The organism is Bacillus sp. FSL M8-0266, assembly GCF_038613425.1.
Classification (GTDB): domain Bacteria; phylum Bacillota; class Bacilli; order Bacillales; family Bacillaceae; genus Bacillus; species Bacillus pumilus.
In genome coordinates, this window is the sequence record NZ_CP152015.1 from 1,928,521 (window position 1) to 1,943,922 (window position 15,402).

Here is a 15,402-nt window from a genome sequence, read left to right on the forward strand (position 1 = left end):
AGAGGCAAATTGCGGAAGGAGATGGTTCAAGTGCTGAAGAAAAACAACCAACATCAAAAGGACCCAAATTCAGTATTTGAGGCATTGTCACGTTCCTCTGATTTTACAAACGAGTTGTCACGAAGTGAAGGTTTTTTTTATCGAATTTCTTTTTTTCGTTCTTTAATTAATGGGCATCTACTCCATGAACAAATTTTGCCCTGCATGAAAGAATTACATCTCACCCCCACTCTTGAGGAGCTGAAAGAACGAATTCCCATTGAACAGTCTGTCATCACGACCGATCTTCAGGAAGTGGAAAAAGCGCTTCATCAAGGGAATATGGCCATTCGTCTTGAAACGGACTGGGGTAAAGCGCTTCTGATCCCGATTGAAGAAAAGAAAGGCAGACAAGTAGGTCCGCCCGAGATAGAATTTGGCATTATTAGTGCACAGGAAGCATTTGTGGAGGTTTTGGATACCAATTTAAATTTGGTCAGACGGCGGCTGCCGACACCGAACCTGAAAGTGTCAGAAAAGATGGTTGGCACGCTTTCGCAAACAAAAGTAGCGGTGTTATATATTGAAGAGATTGCTAATCCGGCAAACATTGAAACCGTTCTCCAGCGTATTGAAGACATTGATTTTGATCAAATTTTAGATGCAAATTACCTTGCACAGATGCTTTATGATGTGTCCAATACGATCTTTCCGTTGTTTTTAAATACAGAAAGACCCGACCGCGTCTCTTCAGGTTTATCAGAAGGGAAAATTGCCATATTAGTGGATGGCTCGCCTCATGTCTTACTTGCCCCGACGATTTTACTTGAGTATTTTTCCACTATGGAAGACTACAATATGTCGTGGATTGCGGCTTCTTGCTTTAGACTGTTACGCATATTTGCTGTGATATTTTCCATTTTTGCGACACCTTTATATGTAGCCGTTTTAACGTTTCATTATGAGCTAATTCCAAAAGACTTATTAGAAACCATTGTGTCCTCCCGCTATCTTGTTCCATTTCCTCCAATCATTGAGGCTCTGTTTTTAGAGGTTTCGATTGAATTACTAAGAGAAGCAGGTTCAAGGCTTCCAGCTAAAGTCGGTCAAACGCTCGGGATTGTTGGAGGGATTGTCATTGGACAGGCTGCTGTGGCAGCAGGATTAACAAGTAATATTTTACTCATTATTGTTGCCCTTTCTGCTCTTGCCTCATTTGTCACCCCTATATACAAAATGGGCAGTGCCATTCGGCTGCTGCGATTTCCATTTCTACTTGCGGCACAGGTGTGGGGCGCATTAGGTATTGCAGTGATGGGATCATTCCTTCTCACCCATTTAATGAAATTAACGTCTATTGGACGTCCGTATCTAGAGCCTATTTTCCCATTGCGTCTAGCTGATTTAAAAGGCAGCTTGATTCGTCCTCAGCTTCGATTTTTGAATAAAAGACCGGAAAATTTACGCCCGGAAAATGAAACCATCCATCGACAAAAGCCTAAGCAAGGCCGTAAGGGGAAAAATGATTTTTATGAATAAGGAAGTGAAAGCATGAGTTCTTCTTCTGTAAAAGAGAAATTTCAAGTTTCCCCTTTTTTTGTGTTTTTTCTCGTTAATGCCAATCAAGTTGGTGTCGGCATTTTAAACTTTCAAACAAACCTTGTTCGTTCTATGAATAATGATGGATGGATCGCCATTCTGATTTCTGGCTTCAGTGTCAATGTCATGATCTTTCTTATGTACATGATGTTTAAAAAGGCCCCTTCGGATGAATTTGGTGATATCACGCAATATGTATTTGGCAAGTGGGTTGGGCAATTATTCAACATTCTCTATATCTTATATTTTGCTTCTTTGTCGTTGACCGTTCTCGTCCACTATATGGATGTGATCCATGTATGGCTGTTTAAAGAAATTCCTGGTCTATTGTTTGCGTCTGTACTTCTGCTGCTCGTGTATTACATTCATACCGGCGGGTTTAGAACGATTGCTGGATGGGCATTTTTTAGTATTGTACTGACGTATTGGATGACGTTTATTTGTTTTTATGCCATGAAATATAGTCACATTCGTTTCATGTTCCCGATGTTTGATCATACTTTTTCGCAGCTGTTGATGGGAGTCAAAGATGCTTCATTATCCATGTTTGGTTTTGGCACACTGCTTGTCTATTATCCCTTTATTAAACATGCGCAGACGTCTCAAAAATTTGCTCACATGGGGGCATTATTTACGACATGCTTAAATTTACTCGTCTTTCTCGTCTCCATTGCGTATTACTCAAGTGCTCAGCTTAAATTAACAAAATGGCCGACGTTAACGTTAACAAGTATTGTGAAGCTCCCGTTTATCCAGCGCTTTGAATTTATCGAAGTGTCTCTTTGGCTGCTATTAATCATTCCGAATATCGCGATTCCACTATGGGCTGCGAGCCGAATGGCAAAACAAGTGCTTCATACAAGCCAGCGCGTCACGTTCATCGGGCTCAGCATCCTCATTCTGGTCATGTTTTCATTTTTTACGGGGGCAACTTCTTTTGAAACCTTTAACCAATGGGTGGAATATAGCGGATACTTTCTTGTATATGGCTTGATTGTCTGTATGGTTATTGGACTGATGCTGAAAAAAAGGTGGGTGAAAAAACGAGCATGAAACGTTATATACTCACGGGTCTCATGTTGTTTAGTCTATTCTTAACTAGCTGTGCACAGCCTCGCCTTTTAGATGAATTAAATATCTCTCAGGCGGCAGGATTTGATTTAATCGAAGATGGAGAAATGAAGGGCTTCTTTGTCTTTCCTGTCTTTAAAAGTGAGGAACAAGGAAGTTATCAAATATTAAGCGCAAGGTCAAATACCATTAGTAATATTCAGTTTCTCGTATCAGAAAAATCACCTTTTCCAGTCGTCATGGGTCAAGTGCTGGTTATTTTAGTGAGTGAAAAATTAGCAAAGGAAGTCGGAATGATCGATTTAATGAATTACATTTATCGTGATCCTATCATTGGTTCACGCCAAGTGTTTGCGATTGTAGGCGGAGAAGTTGAAGACTTATTATATACAAAAATGAATCAAACGAACTTAAATATAGGTGTGTATCTCTCTGATCTGTTGTCCCAAAATATGCGAAATGGCAATCAACCTGTCACTAATCAGCATATTTTCATGAATCAGATGCTGGCAAAAGGAGTCGATGCTTACCTGCCTTACATCAAGAAAACGAGCAATGCCATTAAAGTCACAGGAGTTGCTCTGTTTGATCAGGAAAAAATGGTCGGTCATATCCCTGGAGAAGACACGTTCACATTTAAAGCGATGATTGAAAATCATAAAAATGGTATCTACGAGTTTCAATTGGCTGATCAAGAAAAGACCCATGTCGTCATTGAAAATATCAAATCACATGTGTCCTACCAGGTCAAACCAACGAATAACCTAACAAAAAAGCCTCATATCACGATTGATATCAAGCTGAAGGGCGAATTAAAAGAATTCATGAAGTCCAAGAAAATTGATAAACCGAATATATTGGACCAAGTCGAAAAAGAAGTAGAAAAACGTGTCGTTCAGCAAGGACAAGACCTTGTTCAGTCCTTTAAAAAGCAACATATTGATCCGCTTGGGCTAGGCTTAAGGTATCGATCAAAAGACAAATCCATGACACCAGAAAAATGGCAGGAAATCTATCCTGATGCGGATGTACAAGTTAAATGCCATATGAAAATTGTGCAAACTGGTGTCAGTCAATAAAGGAATTGAAAATTATTCAAAAATATCTTCTTTATTGTTCAATATGGTAGACACGTTCGTTTTGACTCTTGGAACGCCATCTTTTTGAAGATAGTCATTTAAAGTGTTCTCTACTTCACTTTTATCTGTGTGAAGGATCTTAGGTGAACATTGTTCCACAAGGACCGGTCTATTCCCTTTAGCACAGTGTGTCATTGTTTCAAGGGCAATTAAACTGAAAGGTCTTCCTTTGTCTAGCCATGTTTTCATTCTATCCCAGGTTGGACAGCTTAAGGCTGCCAGCCTTCCCCAATGAACGTGAAAATGAGTGCAAGTGACCTCCATCCAATTTAATACTTTGTTAGAGTGGAAACGGTACAGACAGATAAAAGCAGCTGTCGGTAATTCTTTTTCACTGATCGACTTCAATTTTTCTATTACATGTTGTAAACCTTCATCTTCTGGCAAACTGCTGGCCGCTGCCCATGAAAGTGGATAAAGAAATTCTTCGTCAGCCTGATTCACCAGTTCCCTTACCCACCCAGCGGCAGATGTACCTAAAACATCAGCCACAATTTCTAACATGCGTGATTTCACTTCGATATGCTGAGTCTCATCAAACTGGCTTTGAACAGAGTCTAAGGTCCTTTGCTGATCATGCTGTTTCAGCGCATCAATGACATCATCCTCAAGAAACCACCTAGTAATTGAGAAGTTTATTAAAGACGCCAAATCTTGCCGCACGTCTTGTAATGTGGGGGCTTTATCTTCTTTGGTGACGATGACATCATCCTCTGATTGGAAAGCCTGTCCATCCTCTCCATAAAAGTCATCATGCAGTAAAAATTGTTTAGGAGAATGGAGAACGGCTAAGTTATACCATTCAATCGGTCGTAAAGAATTGTTGAGTAGTCTCTTGTGACACGGCTGACATAATTGATAAGGTTGTTTCGGTTCATCAGTATCTTCTACCAAATCCATTGCGTTTTTTTGACAGGCTTCACATAAGACGACTTTTTCCACTCCATTCACTTCCTTTGAATCTAATCTTCGTCCTTTACATCTAGATCTTCAGGAATCGGTTCATTTAAAATCTCTTGGACGAGCTCTTTGTATTGTTCAAGCTGCTTCATATGCGTTTGAAACTGTCCTTGATAAATGAGATATGATTCTCCGTCAAATACAAAGCGGATCTTTTTTTGCTGAATTAATTTCTCAATATACGCCTCTGATACTTCTAAGTATTCAGCTGTTTCTTCGATTGTTAAATACATGTTTATGCACCACCCGTTCGTTTCATCTAACAAATTATATCATGATCTGTTGAAAAAAACGGAAGCCGCCTGTTCATATTTTCTTTCCTGATATCATGATAACAAGTGTTCAGCAAGTAGATCGTCTAGGTGCGAGCAAATATGGTATGATAAAGTTTGCTTGATGGGCGTTTTTCGGTTTGACCTTCAGAGAGGTAAGCGGAAAGCAGACTCATGAGAAAAGTAAAACAAGCATAGGCTTTTAAAAGGATGCTTGAAGAAAATTCGTATTTAAAGGCAGAGTGAAATGAATGGGAACCTTGTTTAATGAAATTTTAACTTGGCTGACAAGCCTTGGTTATGTAGGTGTAGCACTAGGTCTGATGATTGAAATCATTCCGAGTGAAATTGTTCTTGCTTATGGCGGATATATGGTGTCGACAGGAACAATCGGTTTTGTTGGAGCTGTTATCGCTGGCGTCATCGGAGGTACGCTCGCACAGTGTTTTATATACTGGATCGGTCTTTATGGCGGAAGACCTTTTTTAACAAAGTACGGAAAATACTTATTCATCCATGAGCATCATATCGCCACTGCAGAGCGCTGGTTTGATCGATATGGTACCGGTGTAGTGTTTACAGCACGCTTTATTCCTGTTGTGCGCCATGCCATCTCCATTCCAGCGGGTATTGCCAAAATGCCTTTTTTGAAATTTGTTCTCTTGACGGGATTAGCTGCCATCCCTTGGTCTATCTTGTTTATTTATCTTGGCATGCAGCTCGGGACAAAATGGGATCACATTCAAAGTGTTGCTCACGCTTATACAACCCCTATTATGGCCATTGCGATCGGCCTGATCGTTCTCTATTTCGTCTTTAAAAAAATTCGTACGAACCGAAAAAGGACAATCTAATGAAAAACGCCTTCCACTGATCTAGTGAAAGGCGTTTTTTCTATGAGTGTAAGGATTGTTTTTTCATATATTGGGATAATTCCATAATCATTGCACCCATTCTCTCAAGTGACGGGGCAAGAAGCCGTTCAATTCCCTCTTCTTTTAAAGCTTCAGCTGTGACTTTTCCAACAGCTACTGCCAGTACGTGATGCTCAAATAGCGCTTGGAGTTCTTCTTTTCTTTCCCATTTTGCCGCTAGTGTGAAAAAGGCGTGCACCTGAACAGCGGTTGTAAAACAGACGGCGTGGACTTTTCCATCTTTCATTTCTTGAAGTAATGTTTCTGCAGCTTCTGGTTCAGGTGGTGTGTGCTGATAAGGTAAAAGCTGCAATACATCTGCCCCTTTGTCATGTAAAAACTTCATGAGAGCCGGAGCGTTTTCTCCGTGCAGCTGCACCATGACACGTTTGTCTTGAAACTCTTTGCCTTCAAGCTTTGAGATTAGGTCACGCACCGTTCCATCTTCATCAGACACGTCTGGCTGAATTCCGCGTTTTTTGAGTGCAGCATAGGTTTTGTATCCTCTTGAAGCAATCTGGGCATTTGATAGAATGTGCATAAATTCTTCCCCTAAATGAAGCTCTTCTGCACTCTCAATTAATGTATCAGTCCCGATACCCGTTGTTAAAATCACCCAATCGGCGCCTTTTTTCACAAAGGTTTCAATGCCTGGCTTTAACTCCTCTTTGGCTAAAAATACGGTTCCTTGAAGAGAACGAATAACGGCTTGTCCCCCTTGTTTTTCGACAAGTGTACGCATTTCTTCTGTTTTTCTCGTTCCACAAATGGCAATCGTTTTTCCAGCTAAGCCTTTACTCAATTTTATCCCTCTTTTTCTATCACATTTGATATGTATTAAATATAGATTTATTTGGAAGACGTTGCAAGTGTCTACTAAAAAAGAGCTTGACGTTTCGGTGGAATTCGAGTATCTTTTGTAAGTGCAAATTGTAGGAGGTCATTATGGAAAAACAGAATGTTCAAGCTTATCGATTATCAATTGCAGACCCAACACCACTTGGTTTGTTTGGTTTAGCAATGGTGACGCTCGTTGCGTCCTCACAAAAACTAGGAATTACAGATGGCACTTCCCTTATTTTACCTTGGGCTATCTTCCTTGGAGGCATCGCGCAGCTGATCGCGTCCATACAAGATTCAAAGCACCACAATATTTTTGGAGCCACTGCCTTTGGCGCATTCGGTCTTTTTTGGATGGGCGTTGGAACGACTTGGCTCATTCAAGCGGGCGTTTTTGGGAAAACGCTTGCGGGAGCAGCAGATCCAAAACAACTAGGTTTTGCGTTTATCGGGTATTTAATTTTCAGCTTGTTTATGACGATTGGTGCAATGGAAACACATAAAGTATTATTTTTGATTTTCGTCTTTATTGATTTCTTATTCCTTGGTCTTTCCCTAAGCTCATTTGGTGTGATGTACGACGTGACTCATACCATTGCCGGCATTGCAGAATTGATCATTTCCCTACTTTCATTTTATGGTTCAGCAGCAGTTGTGCTCAATACTCATTTTGGCCGTACTGTACTGCCAATTGGACAACCATTTCGTATTTTTACAAAAGCATAAGTAAAAAAAGAACTGCTTTGTGCAGTTCTTTTTTATGTTTATTTTTCTTGTGCTTCTTGGAAGATCTCGCCGATGATTTCATATGAACGCATTCTTTCTTGATGGTCAAACATATCCGAATTAATCATCACTTCGTCTGCTTGAGTGGTTTCAATAAAGGCTTCCAATTCTTTTTTCACCTTTTCTTTATCCCCGATCATTGTCGAACTTAATTGTTCATCCACCATCGCTTTTTCATATGGACTCCAAAGGCCGTCCATACTGTCGACAGGCGCTTTGAGTTTTCCTGGAGTATTTCGAATGAGACTCAAAAACCGCTGATAATGAGAGGTTGCCAAATATTCAGCCCGCTCTGTTTGATCTGCAGCAAAAGCTGTCACCCCCACCATGGCATAAGGCTCTTTTAACACATCAGAAGGTCTAAATGACTGTCTATACAACTCTAAAGCAGGAATTGTATTTTTAGGTGAAAAATGTGCCGCAAAGGCAAATGGCAATCCAAGTTCTCCTGCAAGTCTTGCGCTAAAACCGCTTGAACCAAGCAGCCAAATCGGGATGTTTAGACCCTCTCCCGGAACGGCTCTTACATGTTTTTTGACTTGTCCGGTTGGTTTAAAATATTGCCGAAGTTCTTCTAGCTGCTCAGGGAAATCTTCTCCATTATGAAGATTACGTCTAAGCGCCCTTGCCGTTAACTGATCTGTCCCTGGTGCTCTGCCAAGACCTAAATCAATTCTCCCCGGATATAATGTCTCAAGTGTCCCAAATTGTTCAGCAATGACAAGTGAAGAGTGGTTTGGCAGCATAATTCCGCCAGATCCTACTCGAATTTTTTCGGTTCCGCCAGCAATATACCCAATTAAAACGGACGTTGCAGAACTCGCAACACCTTCCATATTATGGTGTTCTGCCAGCCAGTATCTATGATAACCCCACTTCTCCGCCTTTTTTGCTAAATCCATACTATGTTCAAAAGACTCCTTGATGGTGCCTCCTTCTGTTACAGAGGATAAATTTAAAACGGAATAAGCTGTGCGCTGTAAAACTGATTGACTCATAAATGATGTCCCCATTTCTGTCAAAAATCATACTAGTTCCATACTTTCAACACCATAACATAAAATCATCAAACATTTAAATGATTTGATTCGATGATTTTCGAAATGATGATTTTCTAGGTTTTACTTCCAATTTAAAAATTTGCTCATAGAATGAAATATCAATTTTAGGAGATGGGCAATTTGTACAATCAATTCGATCACAAATGTCCCTTTTGCGGTAAATATCATGAACAGCCTCATTACAAAAGATCACGTCATGACCGTCATCAAAGAAGAGACTGTCCATTTGTTAAACAAAAACACCCAAAACAAAGCGTTCCTCAAGTTAATCACCCTTGTCACATTGCAAAAGAAGAAAATGACCCAAGGCATACGATTGGAAGAAGAGGTCCAGCAGGCCCATCTGGTCCTACTGGTTCGACGGGTATCACTGGAGCTACAGGTATTACTGGTGCAACAGGTATCACTGGCGCAACGGGTACCACTGGAGAAACCGGACCTACTGGACCGACAGGTATTACTGGCGCAACGGGTATTACTGGTGCGACAGGTATTACTGGCGCAACGGGTATTACTGGAGAAACCGGACCTACTGGAGCCACGGGTGTCACTGGAGCTACAGGTATTACTGGAACCACGGGTATCACTGGCGCAACCGGTATTACTGGTGCTACAGGCAGCACGGGACCAACAGGTCCTACTGGTTCGACGGGTATCACTGGAGCTACAGGTATCACTGGTTCTACGGGTATTACTGGTGCAACGGGTATTACTGGCGCAACGGGTATCACTGGAGCTACGGGTATTACTGGTGTAACGGGTATCACTGGTGCGACAGGTATTACTGGCGCAACGGGTATCACTGGTGCGACAGGTATTACTGGAGAAACCGGACCTACTGGAGCCACGGGTGTCACTGGAGCTACAGGTATCACTGGTGCAACGGGTATTACTGGAGAAACCGGACCTACTGGAGCAACAGGTATTACTGGTGCAACAGGTATTACTGGCGCAACCGGTATTACTGGTGCGACAGGTATTACTGGCGCAACGGGTATCACTGGTGCGACAGGTATTACTGGCGCAACGGGTATCACTGGAGCTACAGGTATTACTGGCGCAACGGGTATTACTGGCGCAACCGGTATCACTGGAGCTACAGGTATTACTGGCGCAACGGGTATTACTGGAGAAACCGGACCTACTGGAGCAACAGGTATTACTGGTGCAACAGGTATTACTGGCGCAACGGGTATTACTGGCGCAACCGGTATTACTGGCGCAACCGGTATCACTGGAGCTACAGGTATTACTGGCGCAACCGGTATCACTGGAGCTACAGGTATTACTGGCGCAACGGGTATTACTGGAGAAACCGGACCTACTGGAGCAACTGGTATTACTGGTGCAACTGGTATTACTGGCGCAACGGGTATTACTGGAGAAACCGGACCTACTGGAGCAACTGGTATTACTGGAGCAACAGGTATTACTGGCGCAACGGGTATTACTGGTGCGACAGGTATTACTGGCGCAACGGGTATCACTGGTGCGACAGGTATTACTGGCGCAACGGGTATTACTGGAGAAACCGGACCTACTGGAGCCACGGGTGTCACTGGAGCTACAGGTATTACTGGAACCACGGGTATCACTGGCGCAACCGGTATTACTGGTGCTACAGGCAGCACGGGACCAACAGGTCCTACTGGTTCGACGGGTATTACTGGCGCAACGGGTATCACTGGAGCTACGGGTATTACTGGTGCAACGGGTATCACTGGTGCGACAGGTATTACTGGCGCAACGGGTATCACTGGAGCTACAGGTATCACTGGTTCGACGGGTATTACTGGTGCAACGGGTATTACTGGAGCTACGGGTATCACTGGAGCTACGGGTATTACTGGTGCAACGGGTATCACTGGTGCGACAGGTATTACTGGCGCAACGGGTATCACTGGAGCTACAGGTATTACTGGAGAAACCGGACCTACTGGAGCAACGGGTATTACTGGAGAAACCGGACCTACTGGAGCAACGGGTGTCACTGGTGCGATAGGTAGCACGGGACCAACAGGTCCTACTGGTTCGACAGGTATTACTGGCGCAACGGGTATCACTGGCGCAACCGGTATTACTGGTGCGACAGGTATTACTGGCGCAACGGGTATCACTGGTGCGACAGGTATTACTGGCGCAACGGGTATTACTGGAGAAACCGGACCTACTGGAGCAACGGGTGTCACTGGAGCTACAGGTATCACTGGTGCAACGGGTATTACTGGAGAAACCGGACCTACTGGAGCCACAGGTATTACTGGTGCAACAGGTATTACTGGCGCAACGGGTATCACTGGTACAACGGGTATCACTGGCGCAACCGGTATTACTGGCGCAACGGGTATTACTGGAGAAACCGGACCTACTGGAGCCACAGGTATTACTGGTGCAACTGGTATTACTGGCGCAACGGGTATTACTGGTGCGACAGGTATTACTGGCGCAACGGGTATCACTGGTTCGACAGGTATTACTGGCGCAACGGGTATTACTGGAGAAACCGGACCTACTGGAGCCACGGGTGTCACTGGAGCTACAGGTATTACTGGAACCACGGGTATCACTGGCGCAACCGGTATTACTGGTGCTACAGGCAGCACGGGACCAACAGGTCCTACTGGTTCGACGGGTATCACTGGAGCTACAGGTATCACTGGTTCTACGGGTATTACTGGTGCAACGGGTATTACTGGCGCAACGGGTATCACTGGAGCTACGGGTATTACTGGTGTAACGGGTATTACTGGTGTAACGGGTATCACTGGTGCGACAGGTATTACTGGCGCAACGGGTATCACTGGTGCGACAGGTATTACTGGAGAAACCGGACCTACTGGAGCCACGGGTGTCACTGGAGCTACAGGTATCACTGGTGCAACGGGTATTACTGGAGAAACCGGACCTACTGGAGCAACAGGTATTACTGGTGCAACAGGTATTACTGGCGCAACCGGTATTACTGGTGCGACAGGTATTACTGGCGCAACGGGTATCACTGGTGCGACAGGTATTACTGGAGAAACCGGACCTACTGGAGCCACGGGTGTCACTGGAGCTACAGGTATCACTGGTGCAACGGGTATTACTGGAGAAACCGGACCTACTGGAGCAACAGGTATTACTGGTGCAACAGGTATTACTGGCGCAACCGGTATTACTGGTGCGACAGGTATTACTGGCGCAACGGGTATCACTGGTGCGACAGGTATTACTGGCGCAACGGGTATCACTGGAGCTACAGGTATTACTGGCGCAACGGGTATTACTGGCGCAACCGGTATCACTGGAGCTACAGGTATTACTGGCGCAACGGGTATTACTGGAGAAACCGGACCTACTGGAGCAACAGGTATTACTGGTGCAACAGGTATTACTGGCGCAACGGGTATTACTGGCGCAACCGGTATTACTGGCGCAACCGGTATCACTGGAGCTACAGGTATTACTGGCGCAACCGGTATCACTGGAGCTACAGGTATTACTGGCGCAACGGGTATTACTGGAGAAACCGGACCTACTGGAGCAACTGGTATTACTGGTGCAACTGGTATTACTGGCGCAACGGGTATTACTGGAGAAACCGGACCTACTGGAGCAACTGGTATTACTGGAGCAACAGGTATTACTGGCGCAACGGGTATTACTGGTGCGACAGGTATTACTGGCGCAACGGGTATCACTGGTGCGACAGGTATTACTGGCGCAACGGGTATTACTGGAGAAACCGGACCTACTGGAGCCACGGGTGTCACTGGAGCTACAGGTATTACTGGAACCACGGGTATCACTGGCGCAACCGGTATTACTGGTGCTACAGGCAGCACGGGACCAACAGGTCCTACTGGTTCGACGGGTATCACTGGAGCTACAGGTATCACTGGTTCGACGGGTATTACTGGTGCAACGGGTATTACTGGCGCAACGGGTATCACTGGAGCTACGGGTATTACTGGTGCAACGGGTATCACTGGTGCGACAGGTATTACTGGCGCAACGGGTATCACTGGAGCTACAGGTATCACTGGTTCGACGGGTATTACTGGTGCAACGGGTATTACTGGAGCTACGGGTATCACTGGAGCTACGGGTATTACTGGTGCAACGGGTATCACTGGTGCGACAGGTATTACTGGCGCAACGGGTATCACTGGAGCTACAGGTATTACTGGAGAAACCGGACCTACTGGAGCAACGGGTATTACTGGAGAAACCGGACCTACTGGAGCAACGGGTGTCACTGGTGCGATAGGTAGCACGGGACCAACAGGTCCTACTGGTTCGACAGGTATTACTGGCGCAACCGGTATTACTGGCGCAACGGGTATTACTGGTGCGACAGGTATTACTGGCGCAACGGGTATCACTGGTGCGACAGGTATTACTGGCGCAACGGGTATTACTGGAGAAACCGGACCTACTGGAGCCACGGGTGTCACTGGAGCTACAGGTATCACTGGTGCAACGGGTATTACTGGAGAAACCGGACCTACTGGAGCAACGGGTGTCACTGGTGCGATAGGTAGCACGGGACCAACAGGTCCTACTGGTTCGACAGGTATTACTGGCGCAACGGGTATCACTGGTACAACGGGTATCACTGGCGCAACCGGTATTACTGGCGCAACGGGTATTACTGGAGAAACCGGACCTACTGGAGCCACAGGTATTACTGGTGCAACTGGTATTACTGGCGCAACGGGTATTACTGGTGCGACAGGTATTACTGGCGCAACGGGTATCACTGGTTCGACAGGTATTACTGGCGCAACGGGTATTACTGGAGAAACCGGACCTACTGGAGCCACGGGTGTCACTGGAGCTACAGGTATTACTGGAACCACGGGTATCACTGGCGCAACCGGTATTACTGGTGCTACAGGCAGCACGGGACCAACAGGTCCTACTGGTTCGACGGGTATTACTGGCGCAACGGGTATCACTGGAGCTACGGGTATTACTGGTGCAACGGGTATCACTGGTGCGACAGGTATTACTGGCGCAACGGGTATCACTGGAGCTACAGGTATTACTGGAGAAACCGGACCTACTGGAGCAACGGGTATTACTGGAGAAACCGGACCTACTGGAGCAACGGGTGTCACTGGTGCGATAGGTAGCACGGGACCAACAGGTCCTACTGGTTCGACAGGTATTACTGGCGCAACCGGTATTACTGGCGCAACGGGTATTACTGGTGCGACAGGTATTACTGGCGCAACGGGTATCACTGGTGCGACAGGTATTACTGGCGCAACGGGTATTACTGGAGAAACCGGACCTACTGGAGCCACGGGTGTCACTGGAGCTACAGGTATTACTGGAACCACGGGTATCACTGGCGCAACCGGTATTACTGGTGCTACAGGCAGCACGGGACCAACAGGTCCTACTGGTTCGACGGGTATCACTGGAGCTACAGGTATCACTGGTTCGACGGGTATCACTGGAGCTACGGGTATTACTGGTGCAACGGGTATCACTGGAGCTACGGGTATTACTGGTGCAACGGGTATCACTGGAGCTACAGGTATTACTGGCGCAACGGGTATCACTGGTGCAACTGGCCCTACGGGTGCAACAGGTACCAGTTTAACTGCTAATTCGATGTACGCGTCCAATACATCGGGAAGTACAGTACTAGTTGTATTAGGTGGAACGTCAGTTTCTTTACCCAATAATCAAAGTTTAGATGGATTTACAGTAGGTGGTGGAAATACGGTGTTTACTGTACCTGTCTCAGGTCGGTATTTCATCACGTATCAAGTCAATGCAAGTGCAGGACTTCTTGCTGGAACAAGGGTGATTAACAACGGTTCTGCCATTCCTGGATCTATTTTAACGCCCGCTTTATCTGCGTCTAGCTACAACGTATCTCTCATCACAACACTTGTAGCAGGTAACCAACTTTCTCTCCAAATATTCGGATTGATCGCAGCAGTTGTATTACTTGGCGGAGGATCGGTAGGAGCGGCATTAACCATCATACGATTGGAATAAATACAAAAAGCCCATCTCGGGCTTTTTCAGGACGTATACTACCTCTCGCATTCGCTGTCAGTCTTGCGCTTCGGTGCTCGTCCTTCTTAGTTTTCTATTACATTGAAAAGAAGACAAAGGGCTAAAATAAAGATCATTTCAGCCCTTTGTCAACAATCTGGAAAAGCTACTTTAGCCTTTCATTTTTATTTCTTCTATTGCGTTTATACAGGTTTCGATATCATTTGATTGTAAGAGCTGAAAAATGGACTGTATGCTTGAAAACTCTAGATTCCACCATTCCAATGATTGGAGTTTTTCAATTGTGTTAGAAGAAAAACGATATTTCATTAGCTTCTGAGGGTTTCCTGCGGCAATTGCATATGGCGGCACATCTTTTGTGATTACACTATTTGCTCCGATCACTGCTCCGTTCCCTATACATACTCCTGACATAATCGTCGCGCCATACCCAATCCATACGTCGTGCCCTATGTGTACATCTCCCTTCGATTTCGGATGTCCTTTAATGTGGGCAGCTTCCTTGAAAATTTGATTAAACGGATACGTTGTGACCCAATCTGTACGGTGTTCACCGCCAAGGAAAATTTTTACTTCGTTTGCGATGGAACAAAACTTTCCGATGTTTAATGTCGTTCCTTCCCCCCACGTTAGCACTTGGAAATCTGGTCCGGCATAAGAAAAATCACCGATATTGTACAAGTTCAGTTCACTTCTTTGATTCAAATACATAGAAAATCATACCTCCTTAAAAGTGATAGATCTTCGTATGTATATGCTG

General features: G+C 44.9%; 11 protein-coding genes. 6 read left to right on the forward strand and 5 right to left on the reverse strand.

Features of this window, described 5'->3' with window-relative positions; translation table 11 throughout:
* Positions 1-30 precede the first annotated feature (30 nt).
* From MKY83_RS09695 to MKY83_RS09705, 3 genes are read left to right on the forward strand one after another with little or no spacing between them, the layout of a single operon-like run.
* Positions 31-1,518 carry a spore germination protein gene (locus tag MKY83_RS09695; RefSeq protein ID WP_185108766.1) on the forward strand — a complete coding sequence of 496 codons (1,488 nt, stop codon included), beginning with the start codon at positions 31-33 and terminating at the stop codon, positions 1,516-1,518.
* A gap of 12 nt (positions 1,519-1,530) precedes the next feature.
* On the forward strand, positions 1,531-2,631 hold the full coding sequence (locus tag MKY83_RS09700; protein WP_065098155.1) for a GerAB/ArcD/ProY family transporter: 1,101 nt from the start codon (positions 1,531-1,533) through the stop codon (positions 2,629-2,631).
* Positions 2,628-3,728: a Ger(x)C family spore germination protein gene (locus MKY83_RS09705; RefSeq protein WP_065098156.1), complete on the forward strand. Its 1,101-nt coding sequence runs from the start codon at positions 2,628-2,630 to the stop codon at positions 3,726-3,728. The genes MKY83_RS09700 and MKY83_RS09705 overlap by 4 nt, the downstream gene beginning before the upstream one ends.
* A 12-nt stretch (positions 3,729-3,740) precedes the next feature.
* On the opposite strand, the gene MKY83_RS09710 is transcribed toward MKY83_RS09705, so the two are convergent.
* Together MKY83_RS09710 and MKY83_RS09715 are read right to left on the reverse strand one after the other, a co-directional pair.
* Positions 3,741-4,730 (reverse strand): hypothetical protein, encoded by a 990-nt coding sequence (locus MKY83_RS09710; RefSeq protein WP_223252890.1) that lies wholly within the window; start codon positions 4,728-4,730, stop codon positions 3,741-3,743.
* Between the two features lie 20 nt (positions 4,731-4,750).
* A complete protein-coding gene (locus MKY83_RS09715; protein ID WP_065098157.1) occupies positions 4,751-4,981 on the reverse strand; it encodes an excisionase family DNA-binding protein in 231 nt (76 codons plus the stop codon).
* A 290-nt stretch (positions 4,982-5,271) separates the two neighbouring features.
* Between MKY83_RS09715 and MKY83_RS09720 the strand changes: the two genes are divergently transcribed.
* The gene (locus MKY83_RS09720; protein WP_003211157.1) at positions 5,272-5,874 is read left to right on the forward strand and encodes a DedA family protein; all 603 of its coding nucleotides are present in this window, start codon (positions 5,272-5,274) and stop codon (positions 5,872-5,874) included.
* A 40-nt stretch (positions 5,875-5,914) separates the two neighbouring features.
* Here the strand turns inward: MKY83_RS09720 and MKY83_RS09725 are convergent, their stop codons facing one another.
* On the reverse strand, positions 5,915-6,736 hold the full coding sequence (locus MKY83_RS09725) for a uroporphyrinogen-III synthase (protein ID WP_342488619.1): 822 nt from the start codon (positions 6,734-6,736) through the stop codon (positions 5,915-5,917).
* A 143-nt stretch (positions 6,737-6,879) separates the two neighbouring features.
* Here MKY83_RS09725 and MKY83_RS09730 point away from each other — a divergent pair, with 143 nt between their 5' ends.
* Positions 6,880-7,500 (forward strand): GPR1/FUN34/YaaH family transporter, encoded by a 621-nt coding sequence (locus tag MKY83_RS09730; protein ID WP_044141318.1) that lies wholly within the window; start codon positions 6,880-6,882, stop codon positions 7,498-7,500.
* Between the two features lie 38 nt (positions 7,501-7,538).
* Here the strand turns inward: MKY83_RS09730 and MKY83_RS09735 are convergent, their stop codons facing one another.
* Positions 7,539-8,558 (reverse strand): LLM class flavin-dependent oxidoreductase, encoded by a 1,020-nt coding sequence (locus MKY83_RS09735; RefSeq protein WP_340911106.1) that lies wholly within the window; start codon positions 8,556-8,558, stop codon positions 7,539-7,541.
* Between the two features lie 174 nt (positions 8,559-8,732).
* On the opposite strand from MKY83_RS09735, the gene MKY83_RS09740 reads away from it, so the two are divergent.
* The gene (locus MKY83_RS09740) at positions 8,733-14,621 is read left to right on the forward strand and encodes a hypothetical protein (RefSeq protein WP_342490529.1); all 5,889 of its coding nucleotides are present in this window, start codon (positions 8,733-8,735) and stop codon (positions 14,619-14,621) included.
* Positions 14,622-14,792: 171 nt separating this feature from the next.
* On the opposite strand, the gene MKY83_RS09745 is transcribed toward MKY83_RS09740, so the two are convergent.
* Positions 14,793-15,353 (reverse strand): CatB-related O-acetyltransferase, encoded by a 561-nt coding sequence (locus tag MKY83_RS09745; RefSeq protein ID WP_126741856.1) that lies wholly within the window; start codon positions 15,351-15,353, stop codon positions 14,793-14,795.
* Positions 15,354-15,402 lie beyond the last annotated feature (49 nt).